The sequence below is a fragment of the Phycicoccus sp. CSK15P-2 genome (genome assembly GCF_016888005.1).
In the GTDB taxonomy this organism is placed as follows: domain Bacteria; phylum Actinomycetota; class Actinomycetes; order Actinomycetales; family Dermatophilaceae; genus Phycicoccus.
In genome coordinates, this window is sequence record NZ_JAFDVE010000012.1 from 95,348 (window position 1) to 110,058 (window position 14,711).

Consider the following 14,711-nt stretch of genomic DNA (forward strand, 5'->3'; position numbering starts at 1 on the left):
CCAGAGGTAGACCCAGGTCACGGGGGCCGCGCTCACCTCAGGTGCTGATTTGGCCCGCTTCCAGCCACACGCCGGGAAAGGGCCATCCGGACGATCCCGGCCGACGGACCACCTGCGCGGACGTGCGTGGGCGCCGCCCCCGCTGCGGGGGAACGGCGCCGACGACGCAGTGCTCAGGCAGGGGCGTTCTCGGTGTCCTCCACCTGCTCGGTGGTCTCGGCCTCCACGGCCTCGGGCTCCTCGGCGTCGGGGGTGAGCGCGTCGAGGTCGACGGCGTTGCCGGAGGCGTCGGTGACGACCGCGTCGTCCAGGACGGCCGCGAGCGCCTTGCGGCGGGCGACCTCCTGGACCATCGCGGGCACCTGGCCCTGCTGGTCGACGGCCTGGGCGAACTGGTTGGGGTCCATGCCGTACTGCTGGGCGCTCATCACGAGATACTCGATGAGCTCGGGCTGCTCGACCTTGACCTCGAGCTTCTCCGCGACGGCGTCGAGGAGGAACTGTGCCTTGAGCGCCTTGCGGGTCGACTCGTCGACCTCGGCGCGGTGCTCGTCGTCGTCGAGCCGGTTCTCGCCCTCGAGGTGCTGGTTCACCTCGGCCTCGACGATGCCGTCGGGCACCGGGACCTCGACGGTCTCGAGCAGGTGCTCGAGCACCTTGTCGCGGGCCTGGATGCCCTGCTCGTATCGCTTGCCCTGCTCGGCCTGCTTCTCGACGTCGGCGCGCAGCTCGTCGAGCGTGTCGAACTCGGAGGCCAGCTGGGCGAACTCGTCGTCGAGCTCGGGCAGCTCGCGGACCTTGACCGACTGCACGGTGACCGTGCACTCGGCGTCCTCGCCCTCGTTGTCGCCCCCGGCGAGCGGCGCGGTGAAGGTCTTGGTCTCCCCCGCCGCCATGCCGACGAGCGCGTCGTCCATGCCCTCGAGCATGTTCCCCGAACCGACCTCGTACGAGACGCCCTCGACCGAGTCGACCTGATCGCCGCCGATCTCTGCGGAGAGGTCGATGGAGACGTGGTCGCCGGTCTCGACCACGCGGTCGACGCCGACGAGGGTGCCGAAGCGCTCGCGTAGGGAGGTCAGCCGCTCCTCGGTGTCGGCCTCGGTGATCTCGACGTCGTCGACGGTCACCGCGATGCCGGCGAGGTCGGGCAGCTCGATCGAGGGGCGGACGTCGGTCTCGACGGTGAACTCGAGGTCCTGGCCGTCCTCGAGCGGCACGGCCGTGACGTCGACCTCCGGCTGCCCGATGGCGCGGACGTCCGCCTGCTCGGCCGCCTGCGCGTAGAACTGCGGGAGTGCCTCGTTGACGGCCTCCTGGACGACCGCACCGCGGCCGACGCGCTGGTCGATGATCCGGCTCGGGACCTTGCCCTTGCGGAAGCCGGGCACCTGCACCTGGGACCCGATGGTCTGGTAGGCCTTGTCGAGCATCGGCTTGAGCTCGTCGAAGGGGACCTCGACGATCAGCTTGACCCGGGTCGGGCTCAGGGTCTCGACGGCACTCTTCACTTCGGGCACTCCACAGGGGGTTCGGGGTCTCGGTCGCGCGTCGTGGGCCGACCGGTGGCCGGGACCGTCCGGGTGCGCGCAGCGGCGCTACGCCCGGGACGACGCCAAGGGTCCATGCTAGCGGCGATGCCGGAGCGGACCGAATCAGCGCACCGAGGAGGGGCCGGTGCTCTCGTCCGGAGTGGCGCCGACGGCGGGGCCGGTGTGGAGCGGGCGACGGGAATCGAACCCGCGTAGCCAGTTTGGAAGACTGGGGCTCTACCATTGAGCTACGCCCGCGCACCTCGTCGGCGTGCACCGCGAGGGCAGCGCTAGCCTAGGGCCGCGCTCGCGGGATCCGAAATCACTCCACGTGTCGGCGGCCGCGCGCATCACGGGGTATGGCGCAGGTTGGTAGCGCGTCCGCTTTGGGAGCGGAAGGCCGCCGGTTCAAATCCGGCTACCCCGACGGACACCGGACGGCGACGAAGGAGCCGTCGGTGTCCGGCGGGGTCGCGGGATGACGGGAGCGAGGTCGAGGCACCGACGGAGGAGGTGGCTCGACCCGCGGCGTCCGGCTACCCCGGGTGCCGCGAGCCGCGCGGTGCAGGAGCGGACGGTGTGACGGCGGCGTCCGGCTACCCCGACAGCGGACCCGCGCTGACGACATGACACATCCGCCAAATCGTCAGGTGGAGCGCAGGGTGCAGGCGAACTCCGAGACAGTGCGCCCGTGCCGTAGCCCCTTGGCCTCGAACCCGTCGTCCGGGCGCCACGTCGGCCGCTCCCCCTCGACGACGTCGTAGCCGCCGTGCGCGGCGAGCTGCTCGCGGCAGTGCTCGGCATAGGAGTCGATGTCCGTCGCGATGCGCAGCACGCCACCGGGCGCGAGGCGGGACGCGAGGAGCGTCAGCGAGTACTGCTGGACGAACCGGCGCTTGGCGTGCCGCTTCTTCGGCCAGGGGTCGGGGAAGAACAGGTGGACGGCGGCGAGCGTGCCGGGTGCGACCCGGTCGGTGAGCAGTGGAAGCGCGTCGCCGACATGCGCCCACAGGTTGGGCACCCCGGCGTCGTCGGCAGCGGCGAGCATCCGGGCCACCCCGGGCACGTGCACGTCGACGGCGATGACGTCGGCCCCCGGGTGCGCCGCGGCGTACGCGATGGCGGCGGCCCCGTGTCCCGACCCGATCTCGAGCACGACCGGCCCACCGCGGCCGAACGCCTCGGCCGGGACGAGCGACCCCTCGGGGAGCGCGCGCCCGGGCAGCAGCGTGGCCATCCGCTCGTCGGTCAGCGGACTGTTGCGCCAACGCGGCGTGAAGGTGCGAACGCTCTCGCGCGGGGTGTGGTCGAGGACCGGGCGGGACGCCACGGGACTGTGCCTTTCGAACGGGGACCGACGGTGCCGGCGGACGTCAGAGGCGGCGCACCGAGAGGGCCGCCCGGTCGTCATCCTCCCCCGAACGCGCCGACTCGCACACATCGCGGGCGACGTCACCGTCGCGGAGCACCGACATCGCCGCGACGCCTAGCATGCGGTCGATGCCGTCGGTGAGGTCACGGTCGCGGGCCTCGACCACACCGTCGGAGTAGATGAGCAGCCCGTCACCGCGGTCGAGGGTGCCGGTCTGCCGCGGGAAGCCGATCCCGGGGATGACGCCGAGCAGCGGGCCACGGCCGGCGTCGAGGACCGTCCAGCGGGCCCGCCCCGAGACGTAGCGTGCCGGTGAGGGATGCCCCGCGTTGGCGATCGAGTACGCCCCCGTGCGCAGGTCGAGCTCGACGTGGACGGCCGTGGCGAAGCCCTCCTCCCACCCCTGACGCACGAGGTAGTCGTTGGCGGCACTGAGGAAGTCGGTCGAGGGGACGGCACCGAGCAGGCCACCGAGGGCTCCGGACAGCAGCAGCGAGCGGGTGCCTGCCCCCGTCCCCTTGCCGCTCACGTCGACCAGGGCGAGCTCGAGCCGGTCCCCGGAGGCGTCGAGGTGGGCGACGACGAAGTCCCCCGAGAAGCGGTCGCCGTGCGCCGAGAGGATGGACGACGTGGCCGACCAGCCGTCGGGGAGCGCGGGGATCTGCCCGACCGACGCGATCCGGTCCCGCAGGTCGGCGAACATCCGGTCCCCGCTGAAGCCGCGGACCCCGACCCGGTCCCGGGAGCGGGCGATGACGACGACCAGCCCCATGACGACGGCGACGGCGACGATGACGCCGACGACCCGCGCCGGCGACAGCAGGGAACGGGGCACCCAGAAGGCGACGACCAGCCCGGTGGCGGCCAGCACCAGGCCGAGACGACGCGGCTCGAGGAGCACGCCGGCGACGACGAGCACCGGGAACACGAGTGAGATGGGGACGTACTCGGGCACGAGCACGATGCCGATCCCGATGAGGACGAGCGCGACGACGATGGCGACCGGGTACCACCGGTCGTCGAGCGCGGCCAGCCGGGGCGCGACGACCCGCCGACGCCGATCGTCCGGTGTCTCGCGCCCCGTTGCGCCGAGCTCGGATCGTGCTGCCATGGTGGCGTCAGCCGTGCTCCGGCATGCTGCCGTCGGCCTCGTAGGTGTCGAGCATCGCGATGCGCCGGGCGTGCCGCTCCTCCCCGGAGAACGGGGTGGACAGGAACGTACGCACCATGGCGCGGGCGGTCTCCGGGTCGGTCACCCGGGCACCGACGGAGATGACCCGCGCGTCGTTGTGCTCGCGCGCGAGGCGAGCGAGCTCCTCGTCGGAGCAGAGCGCGGCCCGGACACCACGCACCTTGTTCGCCGCGATCTGTTCGCCGTTGCCGGACCCACCGAGGACGACACCGAGCGCGTCGGGGTCGTCGGCCACGGCCTCGGCCGCCCGCAGTACGAAGACCGGGTAGTCGTCGAGCGGGTCGTACTCGTGCGGGCCGTGGTGGGTCACGTCGTGCCCGTCGGCCTCGAGCATCGAGACGAGGTCGCCGAGCATCTCGAACGCGGCGTGGTCCCCTGCGATGTGCACGCGCGTCATGGTGGAGTCAGTCCTCCGTGTCGAAGATCGGACCCTGTGTCCGGGAGCGCTTGAGCTCGTAGAACCCGGGGGTGCGGGCCACGAGGACGCAGCCGTCCCACAGCAGCCCGGCCGCCTCACCCTTCGGGGCGGGGGTGACGACCGGGCCGAAGAAGGCGACGCCGTCGACGGCGACGACCGGCGTGCCGACGTCGTCGCCGACGAGGTCGATGGCGCGCTGGTGGCTGGCCCGCAGCTCCTCGTCGTAGGTGTCCGACGTGGCGGCGTCGGCGAGCTCCGCCGGGAGGCCGAGCTCCTCGAGCGCGCCGGCGATGGCGGCCGGGTACTCCTGCTGCTCGTGGTGGATGCGCGTCCCGAGTGCGTCGTAGAGCGGCTTGACGATGTCGTCGCCGTGCTCGCGGCGGGCCGCCACGACCACCCGGACCGGCCCCCACCCCTGCTCCATGAGGGCCGCGTACTCCTCCGGCAGGTCTCGGCCCTCGTTGAGCACCGCGAGGCTCATGACCGACCACGTGACGTGAACGTCGCGGACCTCCTGTACCTCACCCATCCAGCGGGACGTCATCCACGCCCAGGGGCACAAGGGGTCGAACCAGAACTCTGCAGCCGCGCGGGCGGTAGTCGTCATGCCGGTCATCCTGCCACCGCCACCGGACATCGGCGGGCTCCGTCCGGCGTGACAGGATTGGCGGACGCGCTGTCGACCCGCGCCGACCCCGCACCACCACCGCTAGGAGACCCCGTGCCCGGCACCAACCTCACCCGCGAGGAGGCCGTCACCCGCGCGTCCCTCGTGGCCGTCTCGACGCACGACGTCGAGGTGGACCTCACGACCGGGCCCGAGCGCTTCTCGACCACGAGCACCGTCCGGTTCACGTGCGCCGAGCCCGGCGCAGAGACGTTCGTCGACTTCGTCGGTGCGTCGGTCGAGGAGGTCCTCCTCAACGGCGTGGCGCTCGACCCCACCCGGCACTACGCCGACAGCAGGGTGCGGCTCCCCGGGCTCGCGGCCGAGAACGAGCTCGTCGTGCGGGCCACCGGGCTCTACACGAACACCGGCGAGGGTCTCCACCGGTTCGTCGACCCGGTCGACGACGAGGTCTACCTCTACAGCCAGTTCGAGGTCCCGGACAGCCGCCGGATGTACCCCGTCTTCGAGCAGCCCGACCTCAAGGCGGAGTTCGCGTTCACCGTCACCGCCCCGGCGCACTGGCAGGTCGTCTCGAACTCCCCCACCCCGCAGGCCGAGCCGGTCCGCGACGGCGTCGCCACCTGGCGCTTCGAGCGCACCCCTCGGATGTCGAGCTACGTCACCGCGCTCGTCGCCGGGCCCTACGACGTGGTCCGGGACTCCGTCACCGGCCGGGGCGGCGAGGTCCCGCTCGGGATCTTCTGCCGCCGCAGCCTGACCCCCTACCTCGACGCCGACGAGCTCCTCGACGTCACGAAGCGCGGCTTCGCCTTCTTCGAGGACGAGTTCGACTGCGCGTACCCGTTCGCGAAGTACGACCAGCTCTTCGCGCCGGAGTACAACATGGGGGCGATGGAGAACGCGGGTTGCGTGACCGTCAGCGAGATCTACCTCTTCCGCTCCAAGGTCACCGAGGCCATCCGCGAGCGGCGCGCCCTCACCGTCCTCCACGAGCTCGCGCACATGTGGTTCGGCGACCTCGTGACGATGCGCTGGTGGAACGACCTCTGGCTCAACGAGTCCTTCGCCGAGTGGGCCTCCACGACCTGCCAGGCGGAGGCCACGAGGTGGACCGACGCCTGGACGACGTTCGGCACCTACGAGAAGGACTGGGCCTACGACCAGGACCAGCTCTCGACCACCCACCCGATCGTCGCCGAGATCCGCGACCTCCGGGACGTCGAGGTCAACTTCGACGGCATCACGTACGCCAAGGGGGCCTCCGTCCTCAAGCAGCTGGTCGCCTACGTCGGGCGTGAGGACTTCCGCGACGGGCTGCGCACCTACTTCCGCACGCACGCGTGGGGCAACACGACCCTCGACGACCTCCTCTCCGAGCTCGAGGCCACGTCCGGTCGTGACCTGCGGAGCTGGTCGGACCTCTGGCTCGAGACCGCCGGTGTCAACACCCTCCGGCCACTCGTCGAGGTCGACGACGCCGGCCGGTACGTCTCGGTGGCCATCGAGCAGACGGCCCCGGCGGACCTCCCGACGCTGCGGCCGCACCGGCTGGGCGTCGGGCTGTACGAGGTGCGCGACGGCGCGCTCGTGCGGACCGACCTGCTCGACGTCGACGTCGCGGGCGAGCGCACCGACCTCCCGTCCCTCGTGGGGCGTCAGCAGCCCGACCTGCTCCTCGTGAACGACGACGACCTCGCCTACGCGAAGATCCGGCTCGACGAGCGCTCCCTCGCCACCGCCCTGGCCCATCCGCGCGGGTTCGTCGAGTCGCTGCCGCGCGCCCTCGTCCTCGCCTCCGCGTGGGACATGACCCGGGACGGCGAGATGGGGGCGCGCGCGTTCGTCGACCTCGTCCTCGCGAGCCTCCCCGGCGAGACCGACTCCACGCTCCTGCGCACCCTCGTCATCCAGCTGCGGACCGCCGTGTACTCGTACACGGCACCCGCGCACCGGGAGGCCACCCGCGCCACGACCCGGGACGCCCTGTGGTCCATGGCCACGCAGGCCGAGCCGGGCAGCGACGCCCAGCTGCAGCTCGTCACCGCGGCCGCCGCGCTGACGAGCGCCGGGGACGACCCCAGCGCGGCGCGAGGGCTCCTGGACGGCGACGACCGCGTCCCGGGGCTCGAGGTCGACTTCGAGATGCGGTGGACGCTGCTCACGGCGCTCGCCGCCGCCGGGGACGTCGACGGCGCGGAGATCGAGGCCGAGCTGGCCCGCGAGGACACCGCGACCGCGCGTGAGCGGGCCGCCCGCACCCGCGCGGCGATCCCCACCGCCGAGGCCAAGGAGACCGCCTGGCGGGAGGTCGTCGACGAGACCGGCCGACCCAACGCCATCGTCGAGGCCACCGGGCTGGGTTTCGCCCGCGCCGGGACCCCGTCCGAGCTGCTCCGTCCCTTCGTCGACCGCTACCACGCGATGCTGGGTGCCGTGGAGTCACACGGCTCGCACGCCGTCGTCGAGTCCCTCGTCCTCGGCTTCTACCCCGCACCCCTCGTCGACGCGGCACTGTTCGACGCCACGCAGCGTTGGCTCGACGAGAACCCGTCCCTACCCGCCGCGCTACGCCGCCTCGTCACCGAGAACCGGGACGCCGTGGCCCGCGCCCTCACCGCCCAGGAGCGTGATGCCCGTGACTGACGCCGTGACCGCTCTCACCCGCTTCCCCGACCTCGCCGACCTCGACGCCCAGGCCGTCGTCGGCGTCGTCGAGGACGCCCAGCACTGGATGCTCACCGGCGGGGTCCGGGTCCTCGTGACCGTCCTCATCGCCGTCGTCGCCCGCTGGGCGCTGCACCGCCTCATCGACCGCACCGTCACCTCGATGACCGCCCGCTCCTCGGAGCGCAACAGCGAGCGGGACGCGCGCAGTGGCCTGCTCGCGACGACCACCGGTCACGCGGGCGAACGCCACCGGGCCCGGGTCACGACCGTCGGGTCGTTGCTGCGGAGCATCTCCACCTTCGTCGTCGGCCTCGTCGCGGCCCTCACGGTGATGTCGCTCGTCGGGCTTCCGCTCGGACCGCTCCTGGCGTCGGCGGGCGTCGGCGGTGTCGCGATCGGCTTCGGCGCGCAGAGCCTGGTCAAGGACTTCCTCTCCGGGATCTTCATGATCTTCGAGGACCAGTACGGCGTCGGCGACATCGTCGACACCGGCGAGGCGATCGGGACCATCGAGGAGGTCTCGCTGCGGATCACCCGGCTGCGCGACTTCGACGGGGTCGTCTGGTACGTGCGCAACGGCGAGATCGTCCGGATCGGCAACCGGTCGCAGGGCAACGGCGCCGCGTGGGTCGACATGCCGTTCTCGTACCGCGAGGACGTCACCAAGGTGCTCGGCATCGTCCGCGAGGTCTGCGAGACCTTCGCCGCCGACCCGGACTGGGAGGCCAAGCTCATCGAGCCGCCCACCGTCCTCGGCGTCGACTCGATCTCCGGCCAGACCGTCACCGTCAAGGTCCTCGCGAAGACCCTCGCCGGCGAGAACTTCCCGGTGCAGCGCGAGCTACGGGCCCGGATCAAGGCAGCGTTCGACGCCCACGAGGTCCAGGCACCGCCGCTCATGCCGCTCTCCCCGGGCGGCCCCCGATGAGCCTCTACGAGGACGTCGGCGGGGCACCCACCTTCGAACGGCTCGTCCACGCGTTCTACGAGGGCGTGGCCGCCGACCCGCCGCTGCGGGCGCTCTACCCCGAGGAGGACCTCGCGCCGGCCGAGCGCCGGCTGCGGATGTTCCTCACCCAGTACTTCGGTGGGCCGACGACCTACAGCGAGGAGCGCGGCCACCCCCGGCTGCGGATGCGCCACGCCCCGTTCCCGGTGACGCTCGACATGCGCGACCGGTGGATGCGGCACATGCTCGCCGCGGTCGAGGCCGCCGAGATCCCCGAGCCGCAGGCCGAGCAGATGCGCGACTACTTCCTGCGTGCCGCGCACATGCTCGTCAACACCGACGACGGGCACGGACACCCGCCTCTCATGCCCTGACGTCCCACTGCCGAGGAGGACGCCGTGCGCCCCGACCTCCGGACCGCCGAGGCCGTCTGAGGCCCGTCGACCGGGAAGGCCGTCAGACGCCGCCGACGAACGCAGCTGCAGCGAGCGCGTGCACGAGGAGCACCGCGGCCACGGAGAGCCCGGCCACGACCCGGCCCACGCGACGTCCGGTCCGGTCGGCGACGGCGGCGAGCATCGCCCCATGGACCGCGGCGAGGAGCACGACGAGCACCAGCCCGACGCCGGTCCCCCACCACTCCTCGCCGTCGTTCCACGTGGGGTCACCACGCCCGACGGCGACGGCGACCCCGACCCACAGCAGGAGCGCGGCCGGCACCGACAGCACGACGAGCGCCCCTGTGCCGAGCGCCGCGAGCACGAGAGCGACAGCCACGGCCGGCCGTGGCCGCGCGGGAGCCTTCCGGACCTCGTGCTGCACGCGACGAGGGTCGCACGGAGCGGGGCCGCAGGACGGCGACCGGGTTGGGAACGGCGCGGTGGATAGGCAACGATGGGGCGGGTGAGCGACGCGACGACGCAGTCCCCGACCGCCCCCGGCAGCACCGTCCACCCGGCCGACGCCCCCGATGCCCCGTGGTGGCGTCACGCCGTCATCTACCAGGTGTACCCACGCTCGTGGGCGGACGCCGACGGGGACGGGATGGGTGACCTGCCCGGCATCACGGCCCGGCTGCCCTACCTGCGCGACCTCGGCGTCGACGCGATCTGGCTCAGCCCGTTCTACGTGTCCCCGATGAACGACGCGGGCTACGACGTCGCCGACTACCGCGACATCGACCCCCGGTTCGGCACCCTGGCGGACGCCGACGCCATGGTGGAGACCGCCCACGGGCTCGGCCTCAAGGTCCTCGTCGACATCGTGCCGAACCACACGAGCAGCGAGCACGCGTGGTTCCGCGAGGCCCTCGCGTCGCCCCCCGGCAGCCCCGAGCGGGACCGCTACCTCTTCCGCGAGGGCCGGGGACCGAACGGCGAGCGGCCCCCGAACAACTGGCCGTCGGTGTTCGGCGGTCGGGGCTGGAGCCGGGTCACCGAGGCCGACGGCACACCGGGTCAGTGGTACCTGCACCTCTTCGACGTGACCCAGCCGGACCTCAACTGGGACAACCCGGAGGTTCGGGCGGAGTTCGAGTCCGTCCTGCGCTTCTGGTGCGACCGCGGCGTCGACGGCTTCCGGGTCGACGTCGCGCACGGTCTGGTCAAGCGCGAGGGCCTCCCCGACTGGCACGGCCGAGTCGGCCTGTACGACGAGGTCGTCACCGAGGAGGGCCCGGAGGACGGGGACGCACCGGGCACGGACACGGACGTGCTCGACCACACGGCCACCTCCAGCTCCCCGATGTGGGACCAGGACGGCGTCCACCAGATCTACCGGGAGTGGCGCGCCGTCCTGGACTCCTACGGCGAGCCCGACCGCATCCTGTGCGCCGAGGCCTGGGTGAAGCCGGAGAGCCGCCTGGCCCTCTACGTCCGCCCCGACGAGATGCACCAGGCGTTCAACTTCGACTTCCTCGAGAGCCCGTGGGACGCGGCCGCGCTGCGGGCCGTCGTCGAGTCGTCCGTGCGGGTCAACGACGGGGTCGGCGCGCCGACGACGTGGGTGCTGTCCAACCACGACGTCGTCCGGCACGCCTCCCGGCTCGGCCTGGACCAGTCCCTCCCCCGCCCCAACGGCATCACGGCCGAGGACCCCCAGCCGGATGCCGGGCTCGGTCTGCGCCGGGCCCGGGCCGCCACCGCGCTCATGCTCGCGCTTCCCGGTGGCGCCTACCTCTACCAGGGTGAGGAGCTCGGCCTGCCGGAGCACACGACGATGCCGGACGAGTTCCGCCAGGACCCCACCTTCCACCACACGAACGGCGAGGTCGCCGGACGGGACGGCTGCCGGGTCCCGATGCCGTGGACCAAGGACTCCCCGTCCTTCGGGTTCGGCCCCGGCGGGACGCCCTGGCTGCCACAGCCGCAGGCCTACGGCGACCTCGCCGTCGACCAGCAGGACGGCGTCCCCGGGTCGACCCTCGAGCTCTACCGGAGCCTGCTCGCGCTGCGCCGCCGGCATCGTCTCGGCAGGTCGGTGCTGGCCTGGGACGAGCGCTGCTCGGACTCGGTCGTCGCGTTCCGCGCCACCGCCGACGACGGCTCCTCCGTCCTCGTCGTGACCAACCTGGGTCCCGACGCGCTCACCCTGCCCGCGGCCGAGGTGCTCGTCACGTCCGGACCGCTCGACGACGGCCGGCTGCCCACCGACACGACGGTCTGGCTGCGGTCCACGGACGCCTGAGATGCGCGCGGCGGACTTCTCCTACCTCGCCGCCCGGACGCCGCTCGCCCTCGCCCACCGCGGCGGGGCCGAGCTGCCGGAGAACGTCGGGCTGGAGAACACGATGGCCGCCTTCCACCGCGCGGTCGACCTCGGGTACGGGTACCTGGAGACCGACGTCCACGCCACCGCTGACGGCGAGGTCGTCGCCTTCCACGACGACGTGCTCGACCGCGTCACCGACGGTGCGGGCCGCATCGCCGAGCTGCCCTGGTCCGAGGTCCGACGGGCCCGGGTCGGCGGCGCCGAACCCGTCCCGCTGCTCACCGAGCTGCTCGGGGCGCTGCCCTCGGCCCGGGTCAACATCGACGTCAAGGCCGACGCCGCGCTCGACCCCACCATCGAGGTGCTGCGCCGCCACGACGCGCTCGACCGCGTCTGCCTCGGCTCGTTCGACCAGCGCCGCCTGTGGCGCCTGCGGCGCGCCCTCGGCCCGCACGTCGCGACGGCCGCCGGCGAGCTCGGCACGGCGCTCCTGCGCTTCACTCCCCGGGTGGTCTCCGGGGTACTGCACACCTCCGCCCCGGTGCTGCAGATCCCGGCGAGGCACCGCGTCGCGGGACGGACCGTCACCCTCGTCACCCCCGGGCTCCTGCACCGCGCGCACGCCACGGGCAAGCACGTCCACGTGTGGTTCCACCCGTGGTCCACGGAGGACGCCGCGGAGTACCGCCGGCTGCTCGACCTCGGCGTGGACGGCATCGTCGCCGACCGGATCGACGTGCTCGCGCAGGTGTTCCGGGAACGTGGCCTGCCCCTCACGCCCCCCTTCCCCGTCTAGGGTGGTCGGGATGCGTGCCGCGGCAGCGGGGAAGTCCCCCGGAGGACCTCTGAGCCGCCCCTACCTCGAGATCACCCTGGCGGTCCTCGCCCTCGTGACGATCGTCGCGTTCGAGTCGATGGCGGTGTCCACCGCGATGCCGGCCGTGGCCCGGGAGCTGCAGGCGGTGCGGTCCTACGGGTTCGCGTTCTCGGTGATGCTCACGGCGCAGCTTCTGGGGATCGTGCTCGCCGGAGTGTGGACGGACCGGTCCGGACCGCTGCCGGGGGCGTTCGCCGGTCAGGTGCTCGTCGGTCTCGGAGCCGCCACCTGCGGCCTGAGCTCGCGGCTCGACGTCTTCCTCGCGGGGCGGGCGCTCACCGGGCTGGGTGGCGGACTGCTCGTCGTCATGCTCTACGTCATCGCCGGCCGGGTGTACCCCGAGGCGGTCCGTCCCCGGCTCTTCACGTACATCTCCGCCGCATGGGTGCTGCCGGCCCTCGCCGGTCCTCCGGTCGCGGCATGGGTCACCGACCACCTCTCGTGGCGGTGGGTGTTCCTCGGGGTCGTCGCACCCGTCGTCGCGACGATGGGAGCACTGTGGCGGGCCCAGTCCCGGGTCGACACCACCCACCTGCGCGAGGCCGTGAGCAACCGGGACCACCGCACGCACGTGCGCACCGCGTGGGCCGGGCTGGCCGTCGCGGCCGCCGCGGGCGCCATCCAGTACGGCACCCACGAGCTCAGCCTCGAGTGGTCACCGAAGACCGTCGTGGCCGTCCTCGGGCTGGCCGGTGTCGCCGCCGTCGCCCCGGTCCTGCTCCCCCGCGCGACCTGGGTCATGGGCCACGGGCTGCCGAGCGTGGTCCTCGCCCGGGCGCTGCTGTGCGCCGCCTTCTACGGAGGCATCACGTACGTCCCGCTGTTCCTCGTCGACCAGCGCGGGGCGACCCTGAAGATGGCCGGGCTCACCCTCGCCGTGGGAGCCGTCGGGTGGGCCGCCGGCGCCTGGTACCAGGGCCACGACGCCCTGCACCTGCCCCGGTACCGGCTCATCGAGCTCGGGGGCGTCCTCCTCGCCGCCGGCCTCGGATGGCTCTCGCTCGTGGCGTGGGTCGACCTGCCCGCCTGGCTGACCGTCGTCGCCATGGTGCTCGCGGGCCTCGCGATGGGCACGGGGGTCACGACGACCACGATCGTGGCCCTCGAGCTCAGCCCCGTGCACGAGCACGGCGAGACGTCCTCGTCGCTGCAGCTCGCGGACGTCCTCGGCAGCGTCCTCGGCATCGCCGGGGCCACGGCGGCGTTCGCGGCGGGGCACGACCCCGGCCGGGACAACCCGCTGTTCGGCGCGATCTTCCTCGGCCTGGCGGCCGTCGCTGCCGTCGTGGTCCCCGCCGGTCAGCGCATCAGGACGTGACCTCCGGTGGCGGTGACCCGGGTCCACCGGTTCGACCGCCACACCGACACGACGCTGCCCGGCCGGAGGAAGCCGAGCGAGAACGCCGCGAAGGCCCCGCCGGCCCGGACCCCTGGGACGGCCTCCTCGCCCCAGACCCGGTCGCGGACGAAGCCGGCCGCGGCCCCCCTCTCGCGCACGGCGGCGGACACCTGTTCCAGGCCGCTGCGGGCCGCGTCGGCGAGGACGTCCGCCGAGACCTCGCCCGCGCGCTCCCAGCCGGAGCGCGGTGGCGTGACCGCGGACCACGCGGCCAGCGCACGGGTCGGCGGGAGGTCGAAGGAGCCGCTGCCGTCGGCGCGGGCCGTGCGGTCGGTGACCGCGCCGAGCGGGACGACGGCGTCGCACTCCGCGGGCTCGGCGAGCGCGAAGGTCCGTAGCCCGAGCACCGTGCCCTCGGCGAGGATGCCGCTGCCCTGCAGCACCCCGACCCATGCCGCGAGCACCTCGCCATCCGCCTGGAGGCGCATGGCGCCCTCGTCGTCGACCGCCCGGGCCCGCGCGGCGAAGCGGCCGAGGTCCCCGACCGAGGCGGCGTCGGCGAGACGCAGGACGGCGCTCACCGGGCGGGCCGGCGGAAGGCCACGGGGTCGCCCACGGACTCGGCGAGGGCCCGCCTCGCGTCCGGGGGCAACCGCCGTGGTGTCTCGGCGGCGAAGTCGTAGAGCGCCAGCCCGGTCTCCGCGAGGGCGTACACCCGGTCACCCACCTCGGCCGGGTCGCGGACGACGTAGCCGAGGTCGAAACCGGCGCCGTGCACCCGGGTGACCCACATCGTGACCTGCACCGGCGCGTGACGGTACGTCAGCGGCTGGTGGTACTCGATGGCGTGCCGGGTGACGACGATGCCCTCGTCGAGCATCGCCGACCAGTCCGGGACGAACTCGCGCAGCCCGATGACGCGGGCGTCCTCGAGGAGCCGGAGGTACTGGACGTTGTTCACGTGCCCGTAGGCGTCCATGTCGGACCAGCGCAGAGGCACCAGGGCGGCGTAGGGCTCGGCCATG

The 14,711-nt window shown here is 73.1% G+C and carries 14 protein-coding genes and 2 tRNA genes; 7 read left to right on the forward strand and 9 right to left on the reverse strand.

The features are described 5' to 3' along the window. Positions 1–173: 173 nt before the first annotated feature. Positions 174–1,511, reverse strand: a complete 1,338-nt coding sequence (tig, locus tag JQN72_RS08290; RefSeq protein WP_204134706.1) for a trigger factor — start codon at positions 1,509–1,511, stop codon at positions 174–176. A 205-nt stretch (positions 1,512–1,716) separates the two neighbouring features. Beyond that, a tRNA-Gly gene (locus tag JQN72_RS08295) sits at positions 1,717–1,790 on the reverse strand. A gap of 95 nt (positions 1,791–1,885) precedes the next feature. Here JQN72_RS08295 and JQN72_RS08300 point away from each other — a divergent pair. Beyond that, a tRNA-Pro gene (locus tag JQN72_RS08300) sits at positions 1,886–1,959 on the forward strand. A gap of 219 nt (positions 1,960–2,178) precedes the next feature. Here JQN72_RS08300 and JQN72_RS08305 read toward each other — a convergent pair. The 4 genes from JQN72_RS08305 to JQN72_RS08320 are packed head-to-tail and all read right to left on the reverse strand — an operon-like array spanning position 2,179 to position 5,121. Next, positions 2,179–2,862: a tRNA (guanine(46)-N(7))-methyltransferase TrmB gene (locus JQN72_RS08305; protein WP_307812526.1), complete on the reverse strand. Its 684-nt coding sequence runs from the start codon at positions 2,860–2,862 to the stop codon at positions 2,179–2,181. Positions 2,863–2,905: 43 nt separating this feature from the next. Then, positions 2,906–4,015, reverse strand: coding sequence for a PP2C family protein-serine/threonine phosphatase (locus JQN72_RS08310; RefSeq protein ID WP_204134708.1), 1,110 nt, complete (start codon positions 4,013–4,015; stop codon positions 2,906–2,908). A 7-nt stretch (positions 4,016–4,022) separates the two neighbouring features. Beyond that, the gene (locus JQN72_RS08315) at positions 4,023–4,493 is read right to left on the reverse strand and encodes a ribose-5-phosphate isomerase (protein ID WP_204134709.1); all 471 of its coding nucleotides are present in this window, start codon (positions 4,491–4,493) and stop codon (positions 4,023–4,025) included. A gap of 7 nt (positions 4,494–4,500) precedes the next feature. Then, a complete protein-coding gene (locus JQN72_RS08320; RefSeq protein ID WP_204134710.1) occupies positions 4,501–5,121 on the reverse strand; it encodes a DsbA family protein in 621 nt (206 codons plus the stop codon). Positions 5,122–5,235: 114 nt separating this feature from the next. On the opposite strand from JQN72_RS08320, the gene pepN reads away from it, so the two are divergent. Genes pepN through JQN72_RS08335 form a run of 3 tightly spaced genes read left to right on the forward strand, consistent with a single transcriptional unit; the run spans position 5,236 to position 9,135 of the window. Beyond that, the gene (gene pepN / locus JQN72_RS08325) at positions 5,236–7,788 is read left to right on the forward strand and encodes an aminopeptidase N (protein WP_204134711.1); all 2,553 of its coding nucleotides are present in this window, start codon (positions 5,236–5,238) and stop codon (positions 7,786–7,788) included. Beyond that, positions 7,775–8,740 (forward strand): mechanosensitive ion channel family protein, encoded by a 966-nt coding sequence (locus JQN72_RS08330; protein WP_204134712.1) that lies wholly within the window; start codon positions 7,775–7,777, stop codon positions 8,738–8,740. The genes pepN and JQN72_RS08330 overlap by 14 nt, the downstream gene beginning before the upstream one ends. Further along, positions 8,737–9,135, forward strand: coding sequence for a globin (locus JQN72_RS08335; protein ID WP_204134713.1), 399 nt, complete (start codon positions 8,737–8,739; stop codon positions 9,133–9,135). Before JQN72_RS08330 ends, JQN72_RS08335 begins: the two co-directional genes overlap by 4 nt. A gap of 82 nt (positions 9,136–9,217) precedes the next feature. Here the strand turns inward: JQN72_RS08335 and JQN72_RS08340 are convergent, their stop codons facing one another. Next, positions 9,218–9,583 (reverse strand): hypothetical protein, encoded by a 366-nt coding sequence (locus tag JQN72_RS08340; protein WP_204134714.1) that lies wholly within the window; start codon positions 9,581–9,583, stop codon positions 9,218–9,220. A 72-nt stretch (positions 9,584–9,655) separates the two neighbouring features. Between JQN72_RS08340 and JQN72_RS08345 the strand changes: the two genes are divergently transcribed. The 3 genes from JQN72_RS08345 to JQN72_RS08355 are packed head-to-tail and all read left to right on the forward strand — an operon-like array spanning position 9,656 to position 13,665. Continuing rightward, positions 9,656–11,446 (forward strand): glycoside hydrolase family 13 protein, encoded by a 1,791-nt coding sequence (locus JQN72_RS08345; RefSeq protein ID WP_204134715.1) that lies wholly within the window; start codon positions 9,656–9,658, stop codon positions 11,444–11,446. 1 nt (position 11,447) lies between these two features. After that, positions 11,448–12,266: a glycerophosphodiester phosphodiesterase family protein gene (locus JQN72_RS08350; RefSeq protein WP_204134716.1), complete on the forward strand. Its 819-nt coding sequence runs from the start codon at positions 11,448–11,450 to the stop codon at positions 12,264–12,266. Positions 12,267–12,276: 10 nt separating this feature from the next. After that, positions 12,277–13,665 (forward strand): MFS transporter, encoded by a 1,389-nt coding sequence (locus JQN72_RS08355; protein ID WP_204134717.1) that lies wholly within the window; start codon positions 12,277–12,279, stop codon positions 13,663–13,665. On the opposite strand, the gene JQN72_RS08360 is transcribed toward JQN72_RS08355, so the two are convergent. Together JQN72_RS08360 and JQN72_RS08365 are read right to left on the reverse strand one after the other, a co-directional pair. Beyond that, positions 13,647–14,267: a hypothetical protein gene (locus tag JQN72_RS08360; RefSeq protein WP_204134718.1), complete on the reverse strand. Its 621-nt coding sequence runs from the start codon at positions 14,265–14,267 to the stop codon at positions 13,647–13,649. The genes JQN72_RS08355 and JQN72_RS08360 overlap by 19 nt on opposite strands. Then, positions 14,264–14,710 carry a thioesterase family protein gene (locus tag JQN72_RS08365; protein ID WP_204134719.1) on the reverse strand — a complete coding sequence of 149 codons (447 nt, stop codon included), beginning with the start codon at positions 14,708–14,710 and terminating at the stop codon, positions 14,264–14,266. Before JQN72_RS08365 ends, JQN72_RS08360 begins: the two co-directional genes overlap by 4 nt. Position 14,711: the final 1 nt, after the last annotated feature.